The sequence below is a fragment of the Pseudonocardia zijingensis genome (assembly GCF_042657305.1).
Lineage (GTDB): Bacteria > Actinomycetota > Actinomycetes > Mycobacteriales > Pseudonocardiaceae > Pseudonocardia > Pseudonocardia zijingensis.
Genome location: NZ_JBHSKO010000005.1, coordinates 112464 through 133700 on the forward strand (window position 1 = coordinate 112464; position 21237 = coordinate 133700).

20 protein-coding genes are annotated in these 21237 nt (G+C 74.0%); 10 read left to right on the forward strand and 10 right to left on the reverse strand.

Going from position 1 to position 21237, the window contains the following annotated elements:
- Positions 1 to 15: 15 nt before the first annotated feature.
- Entirely contained in the window at positions 16 to 585 is a 570-nt protein-coding gene (locus tag ACFPL3_RS12650) for a TetR/AcrR family transcriptional regulator (RefSeq protein WP_343944060.1), read from the reverse strand.
- A gap of 53 nt (positions 586 to 638) precedes the next feature.
- Between ACFPL3_RS12650 and ACFPL3_RS12655 the strand changes: the two genes are divergently transcribed.
- Entirely contained in the window at positions 639 to 1604 is a 966-nt protein-coding gene (locus tag ACFPL3_RS12655) for a DUF2867 domain-containing protein (protein WP_343944061.1), read from the forward strand.
- Positions 1605 to 1613: 9 nt separating this feature from the next.
- Positions 1614 to 2546 (forward strand): phosphotransferase family protein, encoded by a 933-nt coding sequence (locus tag ACFPL3_RS12660; protein WP_343944062.1) that lies wholly within the window; start codon positions 1614 to 1616, stop codon positions 2544 to 2546.
- A gap of 701 nt (positions 2547 to 3247) precedes the next feature.
- Here ACFPL3_RS12660 and ACFPL3_RS12665 read toward each other — a convergent pair.
- Genes ACFPL3_RS12665 through ACFPL3_RS12675 form a run of 3 tightly spaced genes read right to left on the reverse strand, consistent with a single transcriptional unit; the run spans position 3248 to position 5239 of the window.
- Positions 3248 to 3691 carry an acyl-CoA thioesterase gene (locus ACFPL3_RS12665; protein WP_343944063.1) on the reverse strand — a complete coding sequence of 148 codons (444 nt, stop codon included), beginning with the start codon at positions 3689 to 3691 and terminating at the stop codon, positions 3248 to 3250.
- A gap of 2 nt (positions 3692 to 3693) precedes the next feature.
- A complete protein-coding gene (locus ACFPL3_RS12670; protein ID WP_343944064.1) occupies positions 3694 to 4491 on the reverse strand; it encodes an alpha/beta hydrolase in 798 nt (265 codons plus the stop codon).
- A gap of 16 nt (positions 4492 to 4507) precedes the next feature.
- Positions 4508 to 5239 carry a MerR family transcriptional regulator gene (locus ACFPL3_RS12675; RefSeq protein ID WP_343944065.1) on the reverse strand — a complete coding sequence of 244 codons (732 nt, stop codon included), beginning with the start codon at positions 5237 to 5239 and terminating at the stop codon, positions 4508 to 4510.
- Positions 5240 to 5338: 99 nt separating this feature from the next.
- Between ACFPL3_RS12675 and ACFPL3_RS12680 the strand changes: the two genes are divergently transcribed.
- Both ACFPL3_RS12680 and ACFPL3_RS12685 read left to right on the forward strand, forming a co-directional pair.
- The gene (locus ACFPL3_RS12680; RefSeq protein WP_379589076.1) at positions 5339 to 6553 is read left to right on the forward strand and encodes an acetyl-CoA C-acetyltransferase; all 1215 of its coding nucleotides are present in this window, start codon (positions 5339 to 5341) and stop codon (positions 6551 to 6553) included.
- Between the two features lie 17 nt (positions 6554 to 6570).
- A complete protein-coding gene (locus tag ACFPL3_RS12685; protein ID WP_343944067.1) occupies positions 6571 to 8727 on the forward strand; it encodes a 3-hydroxyacyl-CoA dehydrogenase NAD-binding domain-containing protein in 2157 nt (718 codons plus the stop codon).
- Positions 8728 to 8752: 25 nt separating this feature from the next.
- Here the strand turns inward: ACFPL3_RS12685 and ACFPL3_RS12690 are convergent, their stop codons facing one another.
- Positions 8753 to 9823, reverse strand: a complete 1071-nt coding sequence (locus ACFPL3_RS12690; protein ID WP_343944068.1) for a carboxylate-amine ligase — start codon at positions 9821 to 9823, stop codon at positions 8753 to 8755.
- 71 nt (positions 9824 to 9894) lie between these two features.
- Here ACFPL3_RS12690 and ACFPL3_RS12695 point away from each other — a divergent pair, with 71 nt between their 5' ends.
- The gene (locus ACFPL3_RS12695) at positions 9895 to 10509 is read left to right on the forward strand and encodes a DedA family protein (protein ID WP_343944069.1); all 615 of its coding nucleotides are present in this window, start codon (positions 9895 to 9897) and stop codon (positions 10507 to 10509) included.
- Between the two features lie 87 nt (positions 10510 to 10596).
- On the opposite strand, the gene ACFPL3_RS12700 is transcribed toward ACFPL3_RS12695, so the two are convergent.
- Both ACFPL3_RS12700 and ACFPL3_RS12705 read right to left on the reverse strand, forming a co-directional pair.
- A complete protein-coding gene (locus tag ACFPL3_RS12700; RefSeq protein ID WP_343944070.1) occupies positions 10597 to 11274 on the reverse strand; it encodes a TIGR03943 family putative permease subunit in 678 nt (225 codons plus the stop codon).
- Entirely contained in the window at positions 11271 to 12203 is a 933-nt protein-coding gene (locus ACFPL3_RS12705; RefSeq protein ID WP_343944078.1) for a permease, read from the reverse strand. The genes ACFPL3_RS12700 and ACFPL3_RS12705 overlap by 4 nt, the downstream gene beginning before the upstream one ends.
- Positions 12204 to 12390: 187 nt before the next feature.
- Between ACFPL3_RS12705 and ACFPL3_RS12710 the strand changes: the two genes are divergently transcribed.
- Both ACFPL3_RS12710 and ACFPL3_RS12715 read left to right on the forward strand, forming a co-directional pair.
- A complete protein-coding gene (locus tag ACFPL3_RS12710) occupies positions 12391 to 13341 on the forward strand; it encodes an amidohydrolase family protein (RefSeq protein WP_343944071.1) in 951 nt (316 codons plus the stop codon).
- A 23-nt stretch (positions 13342 to 13364) separates the two neighbouring features.
- The gene (locus ACFPL3_RS12715) at positions 13365 to 14345 is read left to right on the forward strand and encodes an AraC family transcriptional regulator (RefSeq protein WP_343944072.1); all 981 of its coding nucleotides are present in this window, start codon (positions 13365 to 13367) and stop codon (positions 14343 to 14345) included.
- On the opposite strand, the gene ACFPL3_RS12720 is transcribed toward ACFPL3_RS12715, so the two are convergent.
- Complete coding sequence (locus ACFPL3_RS12720) at positions 14300 to 15127, reverse strand: alpha/beta fold hydrolase (protein ID WP_343944073.1); 828 nt, start codon at positions 15125 to 15127, stop codon at positions 14300 to 14302. The genes ACFPL3_RS12715 and ACFPL3_RS12720 overlap by 46 nt on opposite strands.
- 92 nt (positions 15128 to 15219) lie before the next feature.
- Here ACFPL3_RS12720 and ACFPL3_RS12725 point away from each other — a divergent pair, with 92 nt between their 5' ends.
- Together ACFPL3_RS12725 and ACFPL3_RS12730 are read left to right on the forward strand one after the other, a co-directional pair.
- The gene (locus ACFPL3_RS12725) at positions 15220 to 16548 is read left to right on the forward strand and encodes an aminotransferase-like domain-containing protein (RefSeq protein WP_343944074.1); all 1329 of its coding nucleotides are present in this window, start codon (positions 15220 to 15222) and stop codon (positions 16546 to 16548) included.
- 9 nt (positions 16549 to 16557) lie between these two features.
- A complete protein-coding gene (locus ACFPL3_RS12730; protein WP_379588990.1) occupies positions 16558 to 17838 on the forward strand; it encodes an amidohydrolase family protein in 1281 nt (426 codons plus the stop codon).
- A 794-nt stretch (positions 17839 to 18632) separates the two neighbouring features.
- On the opposite strand, the gene ACFPL3_RS12735 is transcribed toward ACFPL3_RS12730, so the two are convergent.
- Together ACFPL3_RS12735 and ACFPL3_RS12740 are read right to left on the reverse strand one after the other, a co-directional pair.
- Positions 18633 to 19223 carry a pyridoxine/pyridoxamine 5'-phosphate oxidase gene (locus ACFPL3_RS12735; RefSeq protein ID WP_343945263.1) on the reverse strand — a complete coding sequence of 197 codons (591 nt, stop codon included), beginning with the start codon at positions 19221 to 19223 and terminating at the stop codon, positions 18633 to 18635.
- Complete coding sequence (locus tag ACFPL3_RS12740) at positions 19216 to 19797, reverse strand: helix-turn-helix domain-containing protein (RefSeq protein ID WP_343945262.1); 582 nt, start codon at positions 19795 to 19797, stop codon at positions 19216 to 19218. Before ACFPL3_RS12740 ends, ACFPL3_RS12735 begins: the two co-directional genes overlap by 8 nt.
- A gap of 174 nt (positions 19798 to 19971) precedes the next feature.
- Between ACFPL3_RS12740 and ACFPL3_RS12745 the strand changes: the two genes are divergently transcribed.
- Positions 19972 to 21234, forward strand: a complete 1263-nt coding sequence (locus ACFPL3_RS12745) for an amidohydrolase family protein (RefSeq protein ID WP_343945261.1) — start codon at positions 19972 to 19974, stop codon at positions 21232 to 21234.
- Positions 21235 to 21237 lie beyond the last annotated feature (3 nt).

Here is a 21237-nt window from a genome sequence, read left to right on the forward strand (position 1 = left end):
ACGGCCCGGACGGCGCTATCGGGCGGTGAGAGTGGCGATCACGGCGTCGACGTACGCGGGGAGGTCGGCGCCTGCGGGGGCGGCGTCCGGGGTGGCGTGCGCGAGCTGCGCGTGCCCCAGGTACGCCGTGTACGCCAGCAGGCTGCGCTGCCGCGCCTCCTCGGGGCCGAACCCGAGCTCGCCGAACAGCTCGGTGAGGTAGCCGAGGCGCCGCTGCGTGACCCGGGCGAGCACCGGGGCGACGAGCGGGTGGCCCGCCGCGGGTTGCAGCGCGAGCTCCACGCGCTCGCCCGCGCGCGTGCCGTCGCCCAGTGCCACGGCGAGCAGCCGCCGCAGCCTGCGCCGCAGGTCCGGCTCGGCCTCGACCAGCGTGATCACGTCGTCGGTGTCGGTGCGCTCCCACTCCAGGAGCGCGGACTCCAGCAGCGCGTCCCGGCTGCTGAAGTGCCAGTAGAAGCTGCCTTTCGTGGCGCCGAGCGACGCCGCGATCGGTTCGACGGCCACGGCCTCGATCCCCCCGCGCGCGAGGGCCGCGAGCGCTGCCGCCGTCCAGTCCCGGGCCGTCAGCCGCTTCCTCCCCGCCACCTCCGTACGGTACCGTACGGAAAAACCATACGGTGGCGTACGGAGGAGGGCGGATGATCCGGAATGTGCACGAGCGCCTCGTCCCCGCTCCGGTCGAGCGGGTCGGGCCGCTGCTCGACCGGCTCGGCGGTCCGGACGACGAGCTGTGGCCCAGCCCGGGATGGCAGCCGATGGTGCTCGACTGCCCGGTCGCGGTCGGTGCCGTCGGCGGGCACGGCTCCATCCGCTACCGGGTGGTCGGCCACGTGTCCGGCCGCAAGGTCGAGTTCGAGTTCCTGCCCGGGCAGGGGCTCGCCGGCACTCACACGATCACCGCGGACCCCGCCGGTCCCGATCGCACGCTCGTGCGCCACGTCGTCGAAGGGCGGGTCTTCGGGGTGATGCGGCCTGCCTGGGCGCTCGGTATCCGGTGGGCGCACGACGCGGTGCTCGAGGAGCTGTTGGACAACGCCGAGCGTGCGGTCGGGGTCGAGCCGGCGCGGCCGGCCCGGCGTTCACCGTGGGTGCGGCTGCTCCGCCTGCTGGAGGTGCCGCGGGCGTGCGAGGCGGAGCCCGTGCGCACCGGGCTGATCGTCGGTGCCCTGCCGCGCGTCGACTGGTCGGACGCCCACGCCGTCGCCGCCCCGCCGGGCACCCCGCTCGACCCGCAGGCCTGGGCGGACGCGGTGTTCCGCGACCCGCCGCGGTGGGTGCTGGCCGCGCTCGGGCTCCGCGAGCTCCTCGTCGGGCTCGTCGGCATCGACCGCGCCGGTCGCGGTGCCTTCGACACGCTCGCCTTCACCGACGACGAGGTGCTGCTCGGCAGCGACGCGAACCACCTCGACTTCCGGGTGTCGGTGCGCCGGGAACCCGACCGTGTGCTCCTCACCACCGCCGTGCTGTTGCACAACCGGCGCGGGCGGGCCTACTCGGCGCTGGTCCGGCCGGTGCACCCGATCGTCGTGCGGGCGATGCTCAACCGCGCGGTCCGCAAGCTCTCCGGGGGAAATCGGCTGGACAGCGAGCGCGTCACCCGGTGATCTTGGGCCATGGTGAACGGCGGCGGAGCCCGGCTGGGGCTCGACGAGGTCCCCGGGCGCGTCCGCGCGGCGATCGAGGAGATCCTCGGCGCGCCGGTCGCGGCGGCCACCTCGCAGCCCGGCGGGTTCTCACCCGGCCTGGCCGCCCGCCTCGTGCTCGCCGACGGCAGGCGCGCGTTCGCCAAGGCCGTGGGTGCGCTGCGCAACCCGGACGCCCCGCGGTTCCACCGGCGGGAGGTGGAGGTGCTCGCCGCGCTCCCGCCCGACCTGCCCGTGCCGCGCCTGCTCGGCAGCTACGACGACGGTGAGTGGGTGGCGCTCGTCGTCGAGGACGTGGACGGCGAGTGCCCCGCCGAGCCGTGGCGTCCGGCCGAGCTCGCGCGCGTCGTCGACGCCATGGCTGTGCTCGCCGACCGGGTCACCCCGAGCCCGGTCGCGCGGCCGCCGGTCGCCACGATGGACGAACGCGGGTTCCGGGGCTGGCGCACCATGGCCGCGGACCCGTCCGTGGCCGCCCCGCTCGGTCCCGCCGTCCTGGCCCGGCTCGACGAGCTCGCCACGATCGAGGAGGGCTGGGCGGACGCCGCCGCGGGCGAATCGCTCGTGCACGGCGACCTGCGCGCCGACAACATCCTGCTCACCCCGCATCGGGTGGTCTTCGTCGACTGGCCGCACGCCATGATCGGCGCCCCGTGGCTCGACCTGCTGTTCCTGCTGCCGAGCGCCGCGGCCACGGGCACCGACGCGGAGGAGGTCTGGTCCGCCTACCCGCCCGCGCGGGCCGCCGACCCGGACGCGGTGACCGCAGTTCTCGTCGCCCTGACAGGATTCTTCCTGCACCAGTCCGTGCTGCCGCCGCCCAGAAACCTCGAGCGCGTGCGGGCGTTCCAGCGGGTGCAGGGCGAGGCCGCGCTGCGGTGGGTGGACGCCCGGCTGAGCTGAGGCCCCGTGGCGAAGCCGGGTCGAGCAGTACGTCACGGCTGCCCCGCGACCGCTGTGTGCGACTCGGCGCGATCGCCCGTCTGGCCACGGGAGGAACTCCGACAGCCGAACCGGTCTGATCCGCGCGAGCAGTACCTGGTTGCCCTCGTGGGCGCCGAGATGTGCGGCTCGGTGAGTTCAACCCGCTGCGAGCAGTACCTGGCAGCTGTCCTCAGGGCCGGCGTGTGCGACTCGATGTGATCGCCGGTCGAGCCGGGGTGGGGCCGCGCTGATCTGCGCGATCAAGAGGAGATGGTCGCTTGATGATCTTCAGGAGCGACCATTTGCCCTTGATCGGCGGGAGAGTGGGAGCGCAGTCGGGTCGAGCAGTACCTGGCGGCTGTCCGCGGGGCCGCTGAGTGCGACTCGGTGTGATCACCGGTCTGGCGCTGGGAAGCCCCTCGTGGCCGAGCCGGCGGACACGGTCTGGTCAGCTCGAGCAGTACCTGGGTGTCCTCGTGGGTGCTGGGATGTGCTGCTCGGTGCGTTCGACCGGCCGTGGTCGGTCGAGCAGTGCCTGGCGGCTGTCGCCGGGGCCGCCGTGTGCTGCTCGGTCCGATCGCCGGTCCGACTCCGGGGGAGCTCCGATGTTCGGCTCGAGGCGTAGCGATCGCGAGGCGGGTCGCCGGAGTCCAGGAACGCCACGTTCCTGTCCTGCAGGTTCAGGAACGTGGCGTTCCTGAACCGCCGGTGTGCAGCGGCGCCGGCTCGCCCAGGGCCTCCGCGATCAGCGGCGGGATCTCGCGCTTGCCGGAGCCGTCGGTGGCCACCACCACGTAGACGGTGCGTCCGGCGCAGGTGACCTCGTGGCCGTCGCGGCGCACTTCGAAGTCGAGCGCGAAGCTGGTGCGCCCGATCCGCGCGGTCGACACGGCCACCTCCACGCTGTCCTGCCACCGAAGGCCCGCGCGCCAGTCGATCTCCGAGCGCACGAGCTGCACGTCGTGGCCCGACTCGAGCATCTTCTGGTACGGCAGGCCGCGCGCGGTGAGGAAGGCGGACATGGCCTCGTCGAAGTAGGTGAGGTACCAGCCGTTGAACACCACGCCCTGGGCGTCGACCTCCATGTAGCGGACGGTGAGGGGGAGCGTGAAGACATCGCCCATGGTCAGAGCGCCCGGTCGACGAAGCGGGTGACGTCGGCGAGGACCTCGTCCTTGTTCGTCTCGTTGAAGATCTCGTGCCGGGCGCCGGGGTAGACCTTCTCCTCGAACACGACACCGCGCAGGTCGTCGATGCCCTCGCGGGTGCCGTCGATGGGGACGAGCTGGTCGTCGGCTCCGTGCGCCCAGAGCGTGGGGAGTGCGCCGAGCGGGCCGTGGCTGCGGATGCGGTCGAGGCAGGTCACGAGCGCCTCGAGGGTGGTGCGCCGGAAGCGGCCGTGCCACACGAGCGGGTCGTCGGCGTACGCCTTCCCGACGGCCGGGTCGCGGGAGAGCGTGTCGGGGTCGATGGGGGTGTCCGGGATCTCGTCGAGGCCGAGGAGGTCGGTGGCGACGTCCCAGCGGCCGAGGACCGGACCGGAGAGGACGAGCGCGGCGAGCTCGTGGCCGTAGCGCTGGGCGTAGCGGGCCGCGATCATGCCGCCCATCGAGTGTCCGACGAGCACGGTGGGCAGTTCCGGCGTGCGGACGCGGGTCCAGAGTTCGTGGACGTCGTCCACCACGGCCTCGTAGTCCGGGATCAGCACGCGTTCGCCGGTGCTCCTGCCGTGCCCGATGTGGTCGACGCCGTGCACCGCTGCGCCGTGGCGCACGAGCGCGTCGGCGACGTGCTCGTACCGGCCGATGTGCTCGCCGTACCCGTGGCAGAGCAGCGCGGTGTAGCGCGCCCTCTCGTTCGGCCACGTGCGGGCGGTGAGTTCGCCCGCATGCCCCTCGAAGGTCCATTCCTGCGAGTCGGCCACTGTCCGTCCCTTCCCCTCAATCGCCCAGGCGGTCGCGGATCGTCCGGTTGACCGCGCGCCCGAACGCCGTGACCAGCCCCATCACCGTGACCGGCTTGAGCTGCGAGAGCGCCGCCGCGAGGCGGTGGCGCTCGTCGGCAGGCCGGCCGCGGTCGCGGTAGGGCTGCAGCACCTCGTCCTGGAACATCGCCATCAGATCCTCGGCCAGCGCCGTGGTGTGCTTCTCGATCAGACCGTGCGCGCGGCGCCACACGTCGGTCGGCAGGTCCGAGTCGAGCACGGCGAGCGCGTTCCCGAGGGTTCCCGCGCCGTGCAGCCGGAACCGGTCGTCGGGCAGCGGGGTGACGGCGCCGAGGTCCGCCAACGCGTCGAGGTCCTCGGCCGACAGTGCGCGCCCGGCCCGCTTCTGCAGCTCGGTGCGGTCGACCTCCTCGATCTCCTCCGGCACCCAGGGCGTGAGCAGCGCGCGGTGCAGCGCCAGCTCGGCGTGGCCGGCGTGCGGCGGGATGCGTTCCAGGTGGCCCTCGATCGCCGACAGGGTGAACCCCAGCGCGGACAGCTCGCTCACCAGCTCGAGCCGGGCGACGTGGTCGGGCCCGTAGAGGCCGGTGCGGCCGCGCAGCTGCGGCGGCGGGAGCAGCCCGCGGGCGGCGTAGTAGCGGATGTTGCGGACCGTGATGCCGGTGCGGTCGGCGAGCTGGTCGATCGTGAGGAGCTGGCCCTGGACGGGTAGCAGTGGCGCCGACATGAGGCGCAGGTTACGACACCGCTTGACCTATGTGACAGTGCTGCTGTAACAAACGAGGTGAGGTCCGACCCGGTCGAGGAGAGGTTTCCCATGGCAGAGATGCCCGAGGCGTACGTCTACGACGCCATCCGCACGCCTCGTGGCCGGGGCAAGGCCTCCGGCTCCCTGTACGAGACGAAGCCGGTGTCGCTCGTGGTCGGCCTCATCCACGAGCTGCGCGCCCGCTACCCGGAGCTCGACCCGACCGCGATCGACGACGTGGTGCTCGGCGTCGTCTCGCCGATCGGCGACCAGGGCGGCGACATCGCCAAGACCGCGGCCATCCTCGCCGGCCTCCCCGAGACCACAGCGGGCGTCCAGCTCAACCGCTTCTGCGCCTCCGGACTCGAGGCCGTCAACAGCGCCGCCCACCAGGTGCGCGCGGGCATGGCCGACTTCGTGCTCGCCGGGGGAGTCGAGAGCATGTCCCGGGTGCCGATGGGTTCCGACGGTGGCGCGTGGGCGATGGACCCGGAGACCTCCTACGAGACGGGCTTCGTGCCGCAGGGCATCGGCGCCGACCTGATCGCCACTCTCGAGGGCTGGAGCCGCGACGACGTCGATGCCTACGCGCTGGAGTCGCAGACCCGCGCGGCGAAGGCGTGGGCCAACGGGTACTTCGCCCGCTCGGTCGTGCCGGTGACGGACCGCAACGGCCTGACCGTGCTGGACCGCGACGAGCACGTGCGCGCCGGCACCACGCTGGAGGCGCTCGGCGGGCTGCAGCCCTCGTTCGAGATGATCGGCGACCAGGGCGGGTTCGACGCCGTGGCGTTGCAGCGCTACCACTGGGTGGAGAAGATCAACCACGTGCACACGGCCGGCAACTCGTCCGGCATCGTCGACGGCGCCGCGCTCGTGCTGGTCGGCACCGAGGCGGCGGGCAAGGCCGCCGGGCTCACCCCGCGGGCCCGGATCGTCTCCACCGCGCTGTCCGGGGCCGACCCGACGATCATGCTCACCGGCCCCGCACCCGCCACCCGCAAGGCGCTCGCCCGGGCGGGGATGACCGCCGACCAGATCGACCTGTTCGAGATGAACGAGGCCTTCGCCGCCGTCGTCCTGCGCTTCATGAAGGACATGGGCGTGCCGCACGAGAAGGTCAACGTCAACGGCGGCGCGATCGCCATGGGCCACCCGCTGGGCGCCACCGGCGCCATGATCCTCGGCACCCTCATCGACGAGCTCGAGCGCCGCGACCAGCGCTTCGGCGTGGCCACATTGTGTGTGGGTGGCGGCATGGGCATCGCCACCGTCGTCGAGCGCCTCTCCTGACGAAAGGGACTTCGAACGTGAGCGAGCAGAAGGCCGTCCGCTGGGAGAAGGGCGAGGACGGGATCGTCGTCGTCACCCTCGACGACCCGGGCCGCAGCGCCAACACCATGAACGACCGCTACGTCGAGGCGATGGGCGAGTGCGTCGACGCGCTCGTCGCCGACCGGGAGAACCTCACCGGCGTGATCATCACGTCGGCGAAGAAGACGTTCTTCGCGGGCGGCGACCTCGACACCCTGAGCAAGGCGACCCCCGCGGACGCGCCTGCGGTCATGGAGAAGTCCATGACCGTCAAGAAGCAGCTGCGGAAGCTGGAGACGCTGGGCAAGCCGGTGGTGGCCGCCATGACCGGCACCGCGCTCGGTGGCGGGCTCGAGATCGGGCTGGCCTGCCACCACCGGATCGGGCTCGACGCGAAGGGCGTGGTGTACGGGCTGCCCGAGGTCACGCTGGGCCTGCTGCCCGGCGGTGGCGGCGTGGTGCGCACGGTGCGGATGCTCGGCATCGCCAACGCCGTGATGAACGTCCTGGTGCAGGGCCAGCGGCACAAGCCGGCGAAGGCGCTGGAGATCGGCATCATCGACGAGCTGGCCGCCACGCCGGAGGAGGCCCTGCAGAAGGCGCGCGCCTGGATCGCGGCGAACCCCGAGGCGAAGCAGCCGTGGGAGCAGCCCGGCTACCGGATCCCCGGCGGCACCCCGTCGAGCCCGAAGCTCGCCTCGATCCTGCCCGCGTTCCCGGCCAACCTGCGCAAGCAGCTCAAGGGCGCGCCGATGCCGGCCCCGCGCAACATCCTCGCCGCGGCCGTGGAGAGCACCCAGGTCGACGTCGACACCGCCTTCCGCATCGAGGCCCGCTACTTCACCGAGCTGGCCATCGGGCAGACGGCGAAGAACATGACCAAGGCGTTCTTCTACGACCTGCAGGCGATCAACGGCGGGAAGTCCCGGCCGGACGGCCACGAGAAGTGGCAGCCCACCAAGGTGGCGGTGCTCGGCGCCGGGATGATGGGCGCGGGCATCGCGTACGTGTGCGCGCTCGCCGGCTGGCAGGTCGTCCTCAAGGACGTCTCCCTCGAGGCGGCCGAGAAGGGCAAGGGCTACTCGGAGAGCCTGGTCGCGAAGGGCGTCAAGCGCGGGAGGACGACCCTCGAGAAGGGCGAGGCGCTCCTTCAGCGGATCACCCCCACCGCCGACTACAACGACCTCGCGGGCTGCGACATGATCATCGAGGCCGTGTTCGAGTCGATGCAGCTCAAGCAGGAGGTCTTCCGCGAGGCGATGAAGGTCGTCGAGCCGGACGCCCTGCTCTGCTCCAACACCTCCACCCTGCCCATCAGCGAGCTGGCCGCGGGTCTCGACCGCCAGGGCGACTTCATCGGGCTGCACTTCTTCTCGCCGGTCGACAAGATGCCGCTCGTGGAGATCATCCGCGGCGAGCGCACCTCGGACGCCTCGGTGGCCAAGGCGTTCGACGTCACGCTCGGGATCAAGAAGACGCCGATCGTCGTCGACGACAGCCGCGGCTTCTTCACCAGCCGGGTGATCGGCACCTTCCTCAACGAGGGCGTCGCGATGATCGCCGAGGGCATCGACCCGCAGACGATCGAGCAGGCCTCGGCGCAGGCCGGCTACCCCGCGCCGGTCCTGCAGCTGATGGACGAGCTCACGCTCACGCTGCCCCAGAAGATCCGCAACGAGTCGAAGGCGGCCGTGGAGGCGGCGGGCGGCACCTGGCAGCCGCACCCGGCCGAGGCCGTCATCGACCGGCTGGTGGCCGAGTTCGACCGCAAGGGCAAGAGCACGGGCGCCGGGTTCTACGAGTACGCCGACGGCAAGCGGACCCGCCTGTGGCCCGGGCTGCGCACCGAGTTCGGTGCCACCAACCACGACGTCGACCTGCACGAGCTGTCGGAGCGCATGCTGTTCGTCGAGGCCATCGAGACGCAGAAGTGCCTCGACGAGGGCGTGCTCACCACCGACGCCGACGCCAACATCGGGTCGATCTTCGGCATCGGCTTCCCCGCCTGGACCGGGGGCGTCGTGCAGTACGTCGAGGGCTACCCGGGTGGCGTCGCCGGGTTCGTGGCGCGGGCCGACGAGCTGGCGCGCCGCCACGGCCCGCGCTTCGAGGTGCCCGAGAGCCTCCGCGCCCGGGCGAAGGCCGCGGCGTAGCCGACGCGGCGCCGGGCCCCCGCGTTCAGGGGGCCCGGTGCAGCGCGTCGCGCACCACGGCCGACAGGTCACCGGTGCGGCCCAGCACCTCGCGCTGGCGCCGCGCCCCGGTGCCCCGCTGTGCGAGGTCGTCGATCAGCTCGCGCACCAGGGGGAGGTCGCCGGAGTCCTCGAGAACGGGCGTCACGTGCTCGACGAAGGCGTCCAGCGCCTTGGCAGCCGGAACGGGCTGCCAGGTGCGCGGGTCGAGCAGGTCGGCATCGAGACCCCAGCGGCTCGCCCGCCACTCCGCGAGCCGCAGCACCTCGGTGCGCACGGGGTCGGGGGCGGAGCCCCGCTTCGCGGCGTCGGCCGCGGTCTGCACGAGCGCCCGGACGAGCCCGGCCACGAGCACCGCCTCGTCGGGTTCGCGGCAGACGTCCGCCACCCGGATCTCCACCGTCGGGTGCTGACGCGACAGCCGCGCCTCGAGGTAGATCATCCCCTCGTCGAGCACCGTCTCCGTGGCCAGGGCGGTGTCGACCAGCTCGCGGTACGCGGCGGCGGACCCGAACGGGGCGTACGGGCCCGCGGACGGCCAGCGCTGCCAGACCTGCGCACGGTAGCTGCAGTACCCGGAGTCCTCGCCGTTCCAGAACGGCGAGTTGGCCGAGATCGCGAGCAGCGGGGCGAGCCACGGCCGGATCCGGTCGAGCACCTCGACGCCCTCGTCGGGCGAGTCGATGGCCACGTGCACGTGGCAGCCGCAGGTGAGCTGCTCGGCCGCCGTGAGCCCGAAACGGCGGCACATCTCCGCGTACCGGAGCTTCGGGCTGACGGTGGGCTCGACCGGGAGCGGCGAGGTGGCCAGCGGGGCCAGCGCGACCCCCACGTCGTGCGCCGCGGCGGCCGCCGCGGCTCGCGCAGCCCGCACCTGTGCCCCGAGTTCCTCGAGCGAATGGCACGGCCTGGTGCAGGTCTCGATCTGCTCCTGCTGCAGTTCCGCCTCCAGGTCCTCGCCCGCCGCGAGCACCGCCGCCCCCACCGCTCGCGGGCGCCCCGACTCCGGGTCCACCAGCAAGAACTCTTCTTCGATCCCCACCGTTCGTACGCTCACGGGGCCCTGTACCCACCTGTGACGCTTCCAACGCGCTGCGTGGGACCGGACGAGTCGGGCACTCTGGAAATGTGACCGACTGGGTGTTCGAGACCATCGACCGGCTCGGAGCCCTCGGCGTGGGCTTCCTCATCCTGCTCGAGAACATCGTCCCGCCGATCCCGTCGGAGGTGATCCTCCCGCTCGCGGGTTTCCGCGCCCGCACCGGTGAGCTGAACGTCCTCGCGGTGTGGCCCGCGGCCACGGCGGGCTCGGTGCTCGGCGCGCTCCTGCTGTACGGGCTCGGGGCGTGGCTCGGCTACGACCGGCTGCACCGCCTCGCGGGCAAACGGTGGTTCGTGTTCGTGAGCCAGAAGGACCTGGAGCGCGGCGACGCGGTCTTCGACCGCCACGGGGGCAAGGTCGTGCTGCTGGCGCGGTGCGTCCCGTTCCTGCGCAGCGTGGTCTCGATCCCCGCCGGGATCTCCGGGATGCCGCTGGTGCGGTTCACCGTGCTCACCGCGGTCGGCAGCGGGGTCTGGAACGCGGCCTTCATCGCGCTCGGCTGGACGCTCGGGGAGAACTGGGAGCAGGTGCAGGGCTACCTCGGGCCCGTCAGCTACGTGGTGCTCGGGCTGCTGGCGGTGGGGCTGGCGGTCCTGGTGGTGCGCCGGGTCCGCGCCCGGGAGGCGACCCCCAGCGGTTAGCCCCCTCGTCCGTATGCCAGCAAGGTGGCTTTGCTGGCGTATTACGCCAGTATGGCCACCTTGCTGGCATTGGGGAGGCCGTGGCCGCTAGTACTCGTAGGGGTCCGGTGGCGCCGGCACGACCGTCGCCTCCGCCACCGTGAGCGCCGGCACGTGGCCGGTCACCGACGTGGCGCTGCCCTCCTGCAGCACCCCCCGCACCTGCAGCCAGGTGTCCGGGGCGGGATCGGCCACGTCGCCGACCAGCCGCACGCGGTGGGGCCGGGCGTCGGCGGCGCAGCAGGCGATGGTCATGCGCGCGAGTTCGGTGGCCGCCCCGCGGCGCACCACGAACCCGGTGAGGACGACCTCGCGCCCGTGCAGGGAGCCGCCCGTGTCCCAGACCGCGCGCTGCACGAACTCGGCCACCGGGAGCTGGGGCGCTCCCGGAGGGAGGGGGTCGAACACGTCGGCGTCCTGTACCACCGGGTTGCCCGCGCCCGCGCGGCTCACGGCGTCGGCGCCGAGGGCGGGCGGGGCCACCAGCGCGATCACCAGGACGGGCGCGAGCAGCAGCCAGGGGGTGTGGCCGTGCTCGTGGGCGGGCGGCCCGGCGCGGTCGCGCACGAGGCCCACCACCGCGAGCACCACGATCACCGCACCCGCGGCGAGGAGCAGCCAGCGGTGCGAGGGGCGGACGTAGCGCAGGTAGGTGTCGTCGGCCGCGATCCGCAGCAGCGCGGCGCCGAGCAGCACGAGCAGCGCGTGCTGGGTGTCGCGCCTCACAGCAGCACCAACCCCGCGCCCACGGCACAGCACACGGCCACCGCGAACGTCAGCGGCGCGAACCGCGCGGCGAAGGCCCGGCCGAACGTGCCTGCCTGCAGCGCGATCAGCTTGACGTCGACCGCGGGGCCGACCACGAGGAACACCAGCCGCGGCAGCAGCGGGAGCATCGTGAGGGACGCGGCGACGAACGCGTCGGCCTCGCTGCACAGCGCGAGTACGACGGCCAGCACGGCCATGACCAGCACGGCGAGCACCAGCTGCCCGGCCAGCGCCTCCGTCCACTCCGGTGGCACGAGCACCGACAGCGCGGCCGCCGCGGCCGCGCCCACCACGAGGAACCCGCCCGCGGAGACGAGGTCGTGGCGCGCGGTCTCGGCGAGCACCGCCCAGCGCCCGCCGCCGGCATGGGGTGGGGCGGCCCGCCGGGCGATCCACTCGGCCCGGCCGAAGCGCTGCCACAGCCACCCCGTGACGCACGCGGTGGCGAGCGAAGCGACGGCCCGGGCCAGCACCATGCGCGGTTCGCCGGGGAACGCGACGGCGGTGGCCACGAGCACCACCGGGTTGACCGCCGGGGCGGCGAGCAGGAACGCGAGCGCGACGGCGTCCGGCACGCCCTGCCCCATCAGCCGCCGCGCCACCGGCACCGACGCGCACTCGCAGCCGGGGAGCACCAGCCCGGCGGCGCCCGCCACCGGCACGGCCGCCTCCGGGCGCGCGGGGAGGACCCGGCGCAGCACCGCGGGCGAGACGAACGCCGCGATCGCGCCGGAGAGCAGCACCCCGAGCACGAGGAACGGCAGCGCCTGCACGCACACGGCGACGAACACCGTGGCTGCCGTCTGCAGCACGGGCACGGACAGGGCGTCGACGAGCAGCGGCCGCGCGAGGATCGCGACCAGCAGCACCGCGCAGAACACGTGCATCGACGTGGGGCGGATGCCGACGGCCGTGGTCACGGGAGTTGATGTTGCCAGCGCGGCCGCCCGCCGTGGGCCGTTCCGCCACTTTCGGGTCGTTCTCCGAAGTCGGGGAAGCCGGAATCCGCACTTCGGTCGATCAGCCCGGATGCGGCGGCAGCATGGCGGACACAGCCCGAGCGCAAGGAGTCCGATGAGCGCCCCCCTCGTGGACGTGCACGCGCACTTCCTCACCCCCTGGTACGTCGATGCCGCCGAAGCCGCGGGCCACCGGTTCCCCGACGGGATGCCGGCATATCCGAGCTGGACCCCGGACGACCACCTCCGCCTCATGGACGAGCACGGCATCGGTCGGTCCGTCCTGTCGATCTCCTCGCCGGGGGTGTCCTTCGGTGACGTCGCCGCGTCGGTCCAGTTGTGCCGGCGCGTGAACGACCACGCGGCCGAGCTCGTCGCCCGGCGCCCGGACCGGTTCGGGTTCTTCGCCTCGGTGCCGCTGCCCGCCGTCGACGAGGCCCTCGAGGAGGCGGGCCGGGCACTGGACGACCTCGGCGCGGCAGGGGTGGTGATCACCACGAACGCCGGCGGTCGCTACCTCGGTGATCCGGCGCTCGACCCGTTCCTCGCCGAGCTCGGCCGCAGAGGCGCGGTCGTGTTCGTACACCCCACCTCGCCCGTCGGCTGGGAATGCGCGGCGCTGGGCTTCCCGCAGCCGATGGTGGAGTTCTTCGCCGAGACGACCCGCAGCGTGTCGGCGCTGCTCATACGGGGCTTCCTCGCCGATCACCCCGGTTTGCGCATGATCGTGCCGCACTGCGGTGCGTCGCTCCCCGTCCTGATCGACCGGCTGCGGCTCTTCGCGTCGCTCCTCCCGGCGGTGTCCGCTGAGCCCGCCACCGTGGACGAGGGCCTCGAACGGCTGTGGTTCGACCTCGCGGGCACGCCGATGCCGGTCCATGCCGACACGCTGGTCGACCAGGTCGGCACGAGCCGGCTGCTCTACGGCAGTGACTTCTGCTGGACGCCACCGCACCTGGTGGCCGCTCAGGTGGACTCGCTCGACAAGGGCTGGCGGGCCGCCGAGCACGGCCCGTGGCGCGAGCTCGTCGCCGCGAACGCCGCCCGGCTGTGGGGGCGAGCCTAGGATCGGACGTACAGGGGGGCGGGGTGCAGCTCGAGGCGTACAAGCGGTACGAGACCCGGGACCCGGAGACGGCGGAGGCGGAGGTCGCCAAGCTGCTGTCGCCGGGGCACCTGGTGGTGCGCGCCGAGGACCGGCCGCGGTTCGCTGCGCTCGCCTCCCTCGCCGACACCGGGCCGGTGGGCATCGGCTTCATGCGGTACGGGGCGGCCACGACGATCGAGAGGCGGGCGTCCTCGCCGTACGTCGGTGTGGCGATCCCGCTGACCGGGCACATGAAGGTGTGGCTCGACGGGCGGCCGGCCGAGGTGCGTGCCGGGGCGTCGATGGCTGTCATCGGCGCGAACGACCCGCTCCGCTTCGAGTGGGCCGAGGGGTGCGACGTGCTGGTGCTGCGCGTCTCCACGGCGTTCCTCGCGTCGACGGCACGCGCGTTCCGCGACGACGAGCTGCCGCTGCCGGCTCGCTCCGCCCACCGCGTGTTCTCACTCGCCCGGGGACACGCCCTGTGCAGCGCCGCCTCCCTGCTGGTCGAGACCCTCGGTCGCTACCGCTCGACGGCGGACGTCCCGCGTGGGCTGCTCCACCTGCTCGCGGAGCACGCCTGCAGCGCGCTGCTGCTCGGGTTGGCGCAGGAGGGGCCGACCACCGCGAGGCGTCCGCACGCCGCTCCGAGCGACGCGGTGCGCTCGGCGATCCGGCTGATCGACGAGGAGCGTGCCGCGGAGTTGAACGTCGGTGAGCTGGCGCGGCACGTCGGCGTGAGCGTCCGCGCGCTGGAACTGGGGTTCCGCCGGGCTCTCGACGAGACGCCGCACCAGTACATGGTGCGGACGCGGCTGCGCAAGGCGCACCGTGACCTGCTGGCCGCCGACGTGCGGGACGGGCGCACCGTCACCGAGATCGCCGCGCGGTGGGGCTTCTTCCACCCCGGGCGGTTCGCGGCCCGCTACCAGGCGGTCTACGGCGTCGCGCCGTCCACCTCGCTGAGGTCGCCCACCGCGTAGCCGACGCGGTCGAGGAGACGCTGCAGCGCCGCGTCGAAGGCCTCTGGGCGCTCCAGGTTGGGCATGTGCGCGGCGCCGTCCACGACCACCAGCTCGGCACCCGGCACGCCGTCGGCGATCGCGCGTGCGTCCGCCACCGGCGTGAACGTGTCCTCGCTCCCGACCACCACCACCGTCGGCACCGCGACGGCGGCCAGGTCGGCCCGCCGGTCGGGCCGGTGGGCGCGGGCGCGCTGGGCGGCAGCGGCGCCGCCGGGGTCGGTGGAGCGCATCATCGTGAGCACGTGCTCGGTCACGGCGGGCGGAGCGTCGAGCGCCACCATCAGGTAGAGCGACTCGACGGCGTACGGGTCCATGCCCTCGCGCAGGAGGCGCTGGGCCTGGGCGATGCGCGCGTCCCGCGACTCGGCTGTCTCGCCGGCCGCGGTGGTGTCGGCGAGCAGCAGGCCCGCCACGCGGGCGGGGTGACGCGCCCAGAGCTCCAACGCGATCTGCCCGCCCATCGACAGCCCCACGACCACGGCGCGCGGCACGCGCAGGCCGTCGAGCAGCGCGGCGAGGTCGTCGGTGAACGCAGCCCAGTCGGGCACGGCACCGCCGCTGGCGCCGTACCCGCGCAGGTCCGGGACGATCACCCGCCGGTCGGCTCCGAACCGCCGCAGCTGCGGCTCCCACATCGAGCGGTCGAACGGGTGGCCGTGCACGAGCAACAGCGGGACTCCACGGTCCGGGCCGACGTCCTCGTAGGCGAGAACGGTCCGTTCCAGTGCGATCGTGCGCATCCCGACTCCCTCCCGGTTGACCGTTCCGAGTCTCCTCGGTACAAAGCGGCGAAGCAATGCAGTTGAAGCGCGACAATGAACTCGGAGCAATCGTGGACGACTACCGGGCGCTGGCCGACGCCGTGGCCGCGGACATCGCCGTGGGCCGGCTCCGCGCGGGCGACCGGCTGCCCACCCAGCGGCGGTTCGCGCGCGACCGCGGCATCGCCGTCTCCACCGCCTCGCGCACCTACGCCGAGCTCGCCCGCCGCGGCCTGGTGGCGGGGGAGGTGGGCCGGGGTACGTTCGTGCGCGCAGCGTCCCCGCCGCCGTCGCCCGTGCTCGCCGAGCCCCGTCCGGGCGTGGTCGACCTCGAGATGAACTTCCCGATCCTCGACGGGCAGGCCGAGCTCCTCGCCGTCGCCCTGGCCGGGCTGGTGCGGGCCGACGGGCTGCGGGCCGGCCTGGCACCGGGCCGGGCAGCGGGCACGGAGGCCGCTCGCCGGGCCACCGCGCAGCTGCTGGCCGGCCCGGGCTGGGCGCCGGACCCGGAGCAGGTGCTCTTCGCGGGCAACGGGCGGCAGGCCATCGCGGCGGCGGTCGGCGCGCTCGTGCCCGTCGGCGGGCGTCTCGGCGTGGAGGCGCTCACCTACCCGGTGACGCGCACGATCGCGGCGCGGCTCGGCGTGGAGGTCGTGCCGCTCGCGGTGGACGGCGACGGGCTGCAGCCGGACGCCGTGCGGGCGGCGGGGCGCCTCGACGCGGTGTTCGTGCAGCCGACGATGCACAACCCGCTCGGTACCACCATGCCCGTGGCGCGCAGGCGGGAGCTCGCCGCGGTGCTCGTGGACCAGGACGTTCCCGCGATCGAGGACCGCGTCTACTCCTTCCTGCGCGACGACCCCCCACCGCTCGCCGCGTTTGCGCCGGAGCACGTGGTGGTGGTCGACAGCCTGTCCAAGCGCGTCGCACCCGGCACCACGCTCGGGTTCGTCGTGCCACCGACGGCCCGCCACCAGCGGGTGCGCGGGGCGATCCGCGCGGGTGGCTGGCTGGCCCCGTCGTTCTCGGTGGAGGCCGCCACCCGCTGGATGGCCGACGGCGTCGTGGCCGAGATCCAGCGGGCGAAGCGCGAGGACGCGGCGCGGCGACAGGCGCTGGTGGCGCAGCGGCTGGCCGGGTTCACCGTGCGCGCCGACCCGGCCGCGTACCACTGCTGGTGGGAACTGCCGCCGCCGTGGCGCGCCGAGACGTTCGTGGCGGCGGCCGCGCGCCGCGGGATCGCCGTCACGCCCGCGGCCTCGTACGCGGCCGGGGCCGGGCACGCGCCGAGCGCCGTACGGCTGGCCCTCGCGACGCCGCCGCTCGACGTGCTCGCCACCACCCTCGACGTGCTCGCAGGGCTGGGCCGCGGCGCGCCCGGTGACGACGGCACGGAGTAGAACTGCCCCGTGTTGATCGTGCGTGGTGCCGAGCTGGTGTGGACGGGGAGCGCGGAGCTCCCGGGCGGCGAGGTCGCCTGCGGGCCGGACGGCCGGGTCGTGGCGGGCGGTGTCGACGGCGAGGTGCTGGACGCCTCGGGGTGCGTGGTGACGCCCGGGCTGGTCAACGCCCACCACCACCTGCTGCAGACCGCGTTCCGCACGCTGCCCGGCACGCGTGGTGTGCCGATGCGCGACTGGCTCCCGCGGATGGCCGCGGCGTACACCGCGGTGGGCGTCGACGACGAGCTGGCCCACGCCGCCGCGTCGGCCGGCCTGGCGGAGGCGCTGCTGTGCGGCGTCACGACGGTGGCCGACCACCACCTCACCTGGCCTGCGGGCGACGGGGTCGGGATCGCCCGCGCCGTAGCCGCCGCGGCGGGGGAGCTGGGCGCGCGGCTGGTGTTCGTCCGCGGCAGCGCGCGCGACGACCCGCAGGACGCGGCGGCGTCCGCCGACGCCATCGCGGCGGCACTGGGCGGCGACCCGACCGGGATGGTGCAGGTCGCCGTCGGCCCGGCGGGCGTGCACAGCGACGGAGCGGAGACGTTCGCGCTGCTGGGCGAGGTGGCACGACGGCACGGACTGCGCCGGCGGACGCAGGCGAACGAGCAGGTCGACGTCGAGGTGGCCGAGCGGCGCTACGGCCGCCGCCCCCTCGACCTGCTGGACGAGTGGGGCTGGCTCGCCCCCGACGTCACGATCGCGCACCTGTGCGGCGTGACCGGGGACGAAATCGCCCGGGTCGCAGCGGCGGGCGCGAGCGCCACCCACGCCCCCGGCTGCGACGTGCCGATGGGCTGGGGCGTCGCGCCGGCGGCCGCGCTGTCCGACGCGGGCGTCCCGGTCGGGCTCGGCACGAGCGGCGGCGGCAGCAACGACGCAGGCCACCTGCTTGCCGACGCCCGCCTCGCGATGCAGGTCGCCCCGCTCGCCGGCCGGCCCGTCACCGCGCGCGAGGTGCTCACCTGGGCCACGGCCGGCTCGGCCGCCGGCCTCGGGCGCCCCGAGCTCGGCCGCCTCGACCCCGGCTGCGCCGCCGACCTCGCCTGCTGGGACATCACCGGCGTCGCCGACGCGGGCGTCGCCGACCCGCTCGCCGGCCTGTTGTGGGCCACCCCCGGGCGGCGGCCCCGGCACGTGGTGGTGGCGGGCCGGGTGGTCGTGCGCGACGGGGAGCTCGTCGGGGGCCCGGAGCGGGAGGTGGCGGAAGCCCTCCGGGCCCTCCTCGCCGGGCGCCCGGAGCGGTAGGCACGATCGGCGGCCGCGCCGGCGTGTTCGGCGGCTGCTCGCGCACAACCTCCGGTGCTCGCACACCGACTGCAATCGGTGTGCGGACACCACAACCGGTGTGCCGACGGGGTTGCGGTGGCCCCTGGCGCGCTCGCACACAAGTTCTGGTGCTCGCACATCGATTCCGGGTGTGGGCCTCACTACTGGTGGTGTGTCGGCGGGTCGTGGCCGTCCCCGGTCTGCTCGCACACGACTTCGCGTGCTCGCACACCGGCTGCAACTGATGTGCGGACACCACGACCGGTGTGCCGGCGCGTCAGCGGCCGTACCCGCGTCGCTCGCACACAACCCCTCGCACCCGCACACCGACTGCAACCGTGTGCGGGCACCAGAACTGGTGTGCCGGCGCGTTCGTCGCTGCCTCGGTCTGATCGCACACAACTTTGCGTGCTCGCACATCGGCTGCAGCTGGTTGGGGGGCCCACTACCGCTGTGCCGGCGGGTCGGGGCGGTCCTCGGCTTGCTCGCACACGACCTCTGGTGCTCGCACATCGGCTGCGACTGGTGTGTGGGCCCCCCACAGCCGGTGTCGGCCTGGCCGCGGTCGCCGCCGGTCTGCTGACACACAACTTCGGGTGCTCGCACATCGGCTGCAACCGGTGTGCGGACCCCACAACCGGTGTGCCGGCGCGTCAGCGGCCGTACCCGCGTCGCTCGCACACAACCCCTCGCGCCCGCACACCGACTGCAACCGGTGTGCGGGCACCACAACCGATGTGCGAGCCCACGCGACGCCCAGCTCCGCGCGATCCTCAGGGCAGCACCGGGAAGCTCCGCCAGCCCTGCCCGTCGCGCACGAACCGGGTCTTCGTCGACGGCGAGGTCTCGGTGCCGCCCTGCCAGAAGTCGATGCGGTCGGGCTCGAGCCGGATCGTGGTCCAGGTGTCCGGAGGCTCGTGGGAGGCGGGGTCGGCGGCGGCCGCCGCGAAGGCTTCCTCCATGACGCCGGGGGGCACGGCGTAGTCGGGGGCGCGGAGGTGGGGGAGGAGGGACCGGATGGCCCAGGCGAGCACCTGGAGCCTGCGGGGTTGGGCGAGGTAGCCCGCGCGGGAGGCGGCGGCGTCGAGCTCGACGGCGCGACCTTGCAGCACCGCCTGCCGTTCCTGCTCGCGCCAGTGGAAAACGGCGGAGGCGTGGGGGTTGGCGGCGATGTCGCGGGTCTTGGTGGTGGGGGTGGAGGTGTGGAAGCGCACACCGTCGGCGCCGATGCCGGTGACGAGCACGGTGCGGGCGTGGGGCACGCCGTCGGCGTCGGCCGTGGCGAAGGTCATGGTGCGGTGTGCGCCCGCCTCGGCCCAGCGGGCGAGCAGGGCGAGGGGGTCGCCGGAGACCTCCTCAGGCATCGGGCGCCCCCGAGTGCACGAGCACCACGACGCACGTCTCGGGGCCGACCTGCCGGAACCGGTGGTCCACGCGGCCGGGGTAGGTGATCGAATCCCGGGTGTGCAAGGTGCTGAACCGGCTGGTGCCGTTCTCGCGCAGCTCGACCTCCACGGTGCCGCGGGCCACGTAGAGCAGCTCGGTGCGCTCGTGGCGGAAGAACTCGCCGAACTCCTGGGGCGAGCCGACGAACTCGGTGACGTCGGCGCCGGCCGGGTCGTGCAGGAGCAGCCGGGCGCCGCCCGCCTCCACCTCGACGAGCGCGGCGGCGTCGCCGCGCACCGCCTCGGTGGCGGGCGGGCCCGCGGCGCGGCCGAGGAGGGCCTGCTGGGTGGTGCCGAGTGCGGTGGCGATGCGGTACAGCGAACGCATGGACGGGCGGGTGCGTCCGAGCTCCAGCTGCGACAGGAACGGCTGGGAGAGCCCGGCGTGCGCGGCCACCTGGGCGAGGGTCATCCCGCGGTCGTGGCGGGCGGCGCGGATGGCGCGGCCGAGCCGGGCGTCCGCGGCGCGTTCGGGCTCGCTCGTGGCGTGCACGGTTTCACATCGCCGCGCGCACGCGGCAACGTCGCTGAAACATGGGCTCCCTAACGTCCACCGATGTTGACCCCATCAATATTGTGCAGGTAGAGCGCGGTCTAGGAGGACGCTATCGATACGGCACGGATCCGCCCGATCGGGGCGCCGGACGACGCGGCGCAGCTGTCGGGCGTGCGGCTGCGCTCCGTGCGCGGTGTGCGTCTGCTGGACGGCACGGTCACCGACCTGCAGGTGGTGGACGGCCGCATCAGCGCGAACCCGGCACCCGGGGCGGACGACGGGGTGGACGTCGACGCCACCGGCTGGCGCGTCCTGCCGTCCGCGGTGGAGCCGCACGCCCACCTGGACAAGGCGCTCACCGCGCCCCGGGTCGACCCCGCCGCGGGCAACGACCTGTCCGCCGCGATCGCGCAGTGGAAGGCGCTGGTGGCCGGGATCGACGCCGCCGACATCGCCGAACGGGCGCTCGCCGCGGTGCGCCGCTACGTCGCGAACGGGATCACCGCGATCCGCTCGCACGTGGACGTCCCGGAGTCCGGCGACCCGATGCGCGGCATCGACGCGCTGGTGGCGGTGCGCGAACAGCTGCGGGGCCGGGTCACGCTGCAGGTCTGCATGCTCGCCGGGCACGGCACGCCGGACGCGGTGCTGGCCGAGGCCGCTGCCCGCGGCGTCGACGTCATCGGGGGGTGCCCCCACATCGCCCCCGATCCGCGCCGCGAGACCGCGCGCATGCTCGACCTCGCCGAACGCCTCGACCTGCCGGTGGACCTGCACGCCGACGAGCAGACGGGGCTCCCGCCGGAGGACGCGGGCCTGGACATCGTCGACCTCGCGGAACAGGTGATCGCCCGTGGCCTGCAGCAGCGGGTCACGGCGAGCCACTGCGTGCGCCTGGGCATGCTGCCGCCGGACCGGCTGGAGCGGGTGCTGGAACTGGCCGCGCGCGCCGGGCTCGGCATCGTCACGCTGCCGATCACGAACCTGTACCTGCAGGGCCGCGATGCCACGCACGCCGTGCCGCGCGGGATCGCCGCGGTCCGGCAGATCCTCGATGCCGCCGTCCCGCTCGCCGCCGGCGCGGACAACCTGCGCGACCCGTTCAACCCGGCCGGGCGCGCCGACCCGTTCGAGACCACGTCGCTGCTGATGACGGCCGCGCACCTGCGCCCGCAGGAGGCGCTGGCCGCGGTCACCACCGGGGCGCGCACCGTGCTCGGGTTGCCGCCTGCCGGCACCGCGCCCGGGTCCGCGGCCGACCTCGTGCTCGTCCCCGACGGCGACCTGGGCGACGTCCTCGCCGGTGCGGTGGACGCGCGGGTGGTGGTGTCCGGCGGGCGTGTGGTGGCCGACACCCGCACCGCCCGCGCCGTCGACCTGCCGGGCCGTGTCGGACCCGACCTTGCCCCGCCACCGCTGTCCGATGTGAGGTAGCGA

Bases quoted from the DNA above. Each gene is read 5' to 3' on its own strand.
- ACFPL3_RS12655 (WP_343944061.1), top strand. From the start codon at position 639: ATGATCCGGAATGTGCACGAGCGCCTCGTCCCCGCTCCGGTCGAGCGG.
- ACFPL3_RS12660 (WP_343944062.1), top strand. From the start codon at position 1,614: ATGGTGAACGGCGGCGGAGCCCGGCTGGGGCTCGACGAGGTCCCCGGG.
- ACFPL3_RS12665 (WP_343944063.1), bottom strand. From the start codon at position 3,691: ATGGGCGATGTCTTCACGCTCCCCCTCACCGTCCGCTACATGGAGGTC.
- ACFPL3_RS12675 (WP_343944065.1), bottom strand. From the start codon at position 5,239: ATGTCGGCGCCACTGCTACCCGTCCAGGGCCAGCTCCTCACGATCGAC.
- ACFPL3_RS12680 (WP_379589076.1), top strand. From the start codon at position 5,339: ATGCCCGAGGCGTACGTCTACGACGCCATCCGCACGCCTCGTGGCCGG.
- ACFPL3_RS12705 (WP_343944078.1), bottom strand. From the start codon at position 12,203: ATGCACGTGTTCTGCGCGGTGCTGCTGGTCGCGATCCTCGCGCGGCCG.
- ACFPL3_RS12710 (WP_343944071.1), top strand. From the start codon at position 12,391: ATGAGCGCCCCCCTCGTGGACGTGCACGCGCACTTCCTCACCCCCTGG.
- ACFPL3_RS12720 (WP_343944073.1), bottom strand. From the start codon at position 15,127: ATGCGCACGATCGCACTGGAACGGACCGTTCTCGCCTACGAGGACGTC.
- ACFPL3_RS12735 (WP_343945263.1), bottom strand. From the start codon at position 19,223: ATGCCTGAGGAGGTCTCCGGCGACCCCCTCGCCCTGCTCGCCCGCTGG.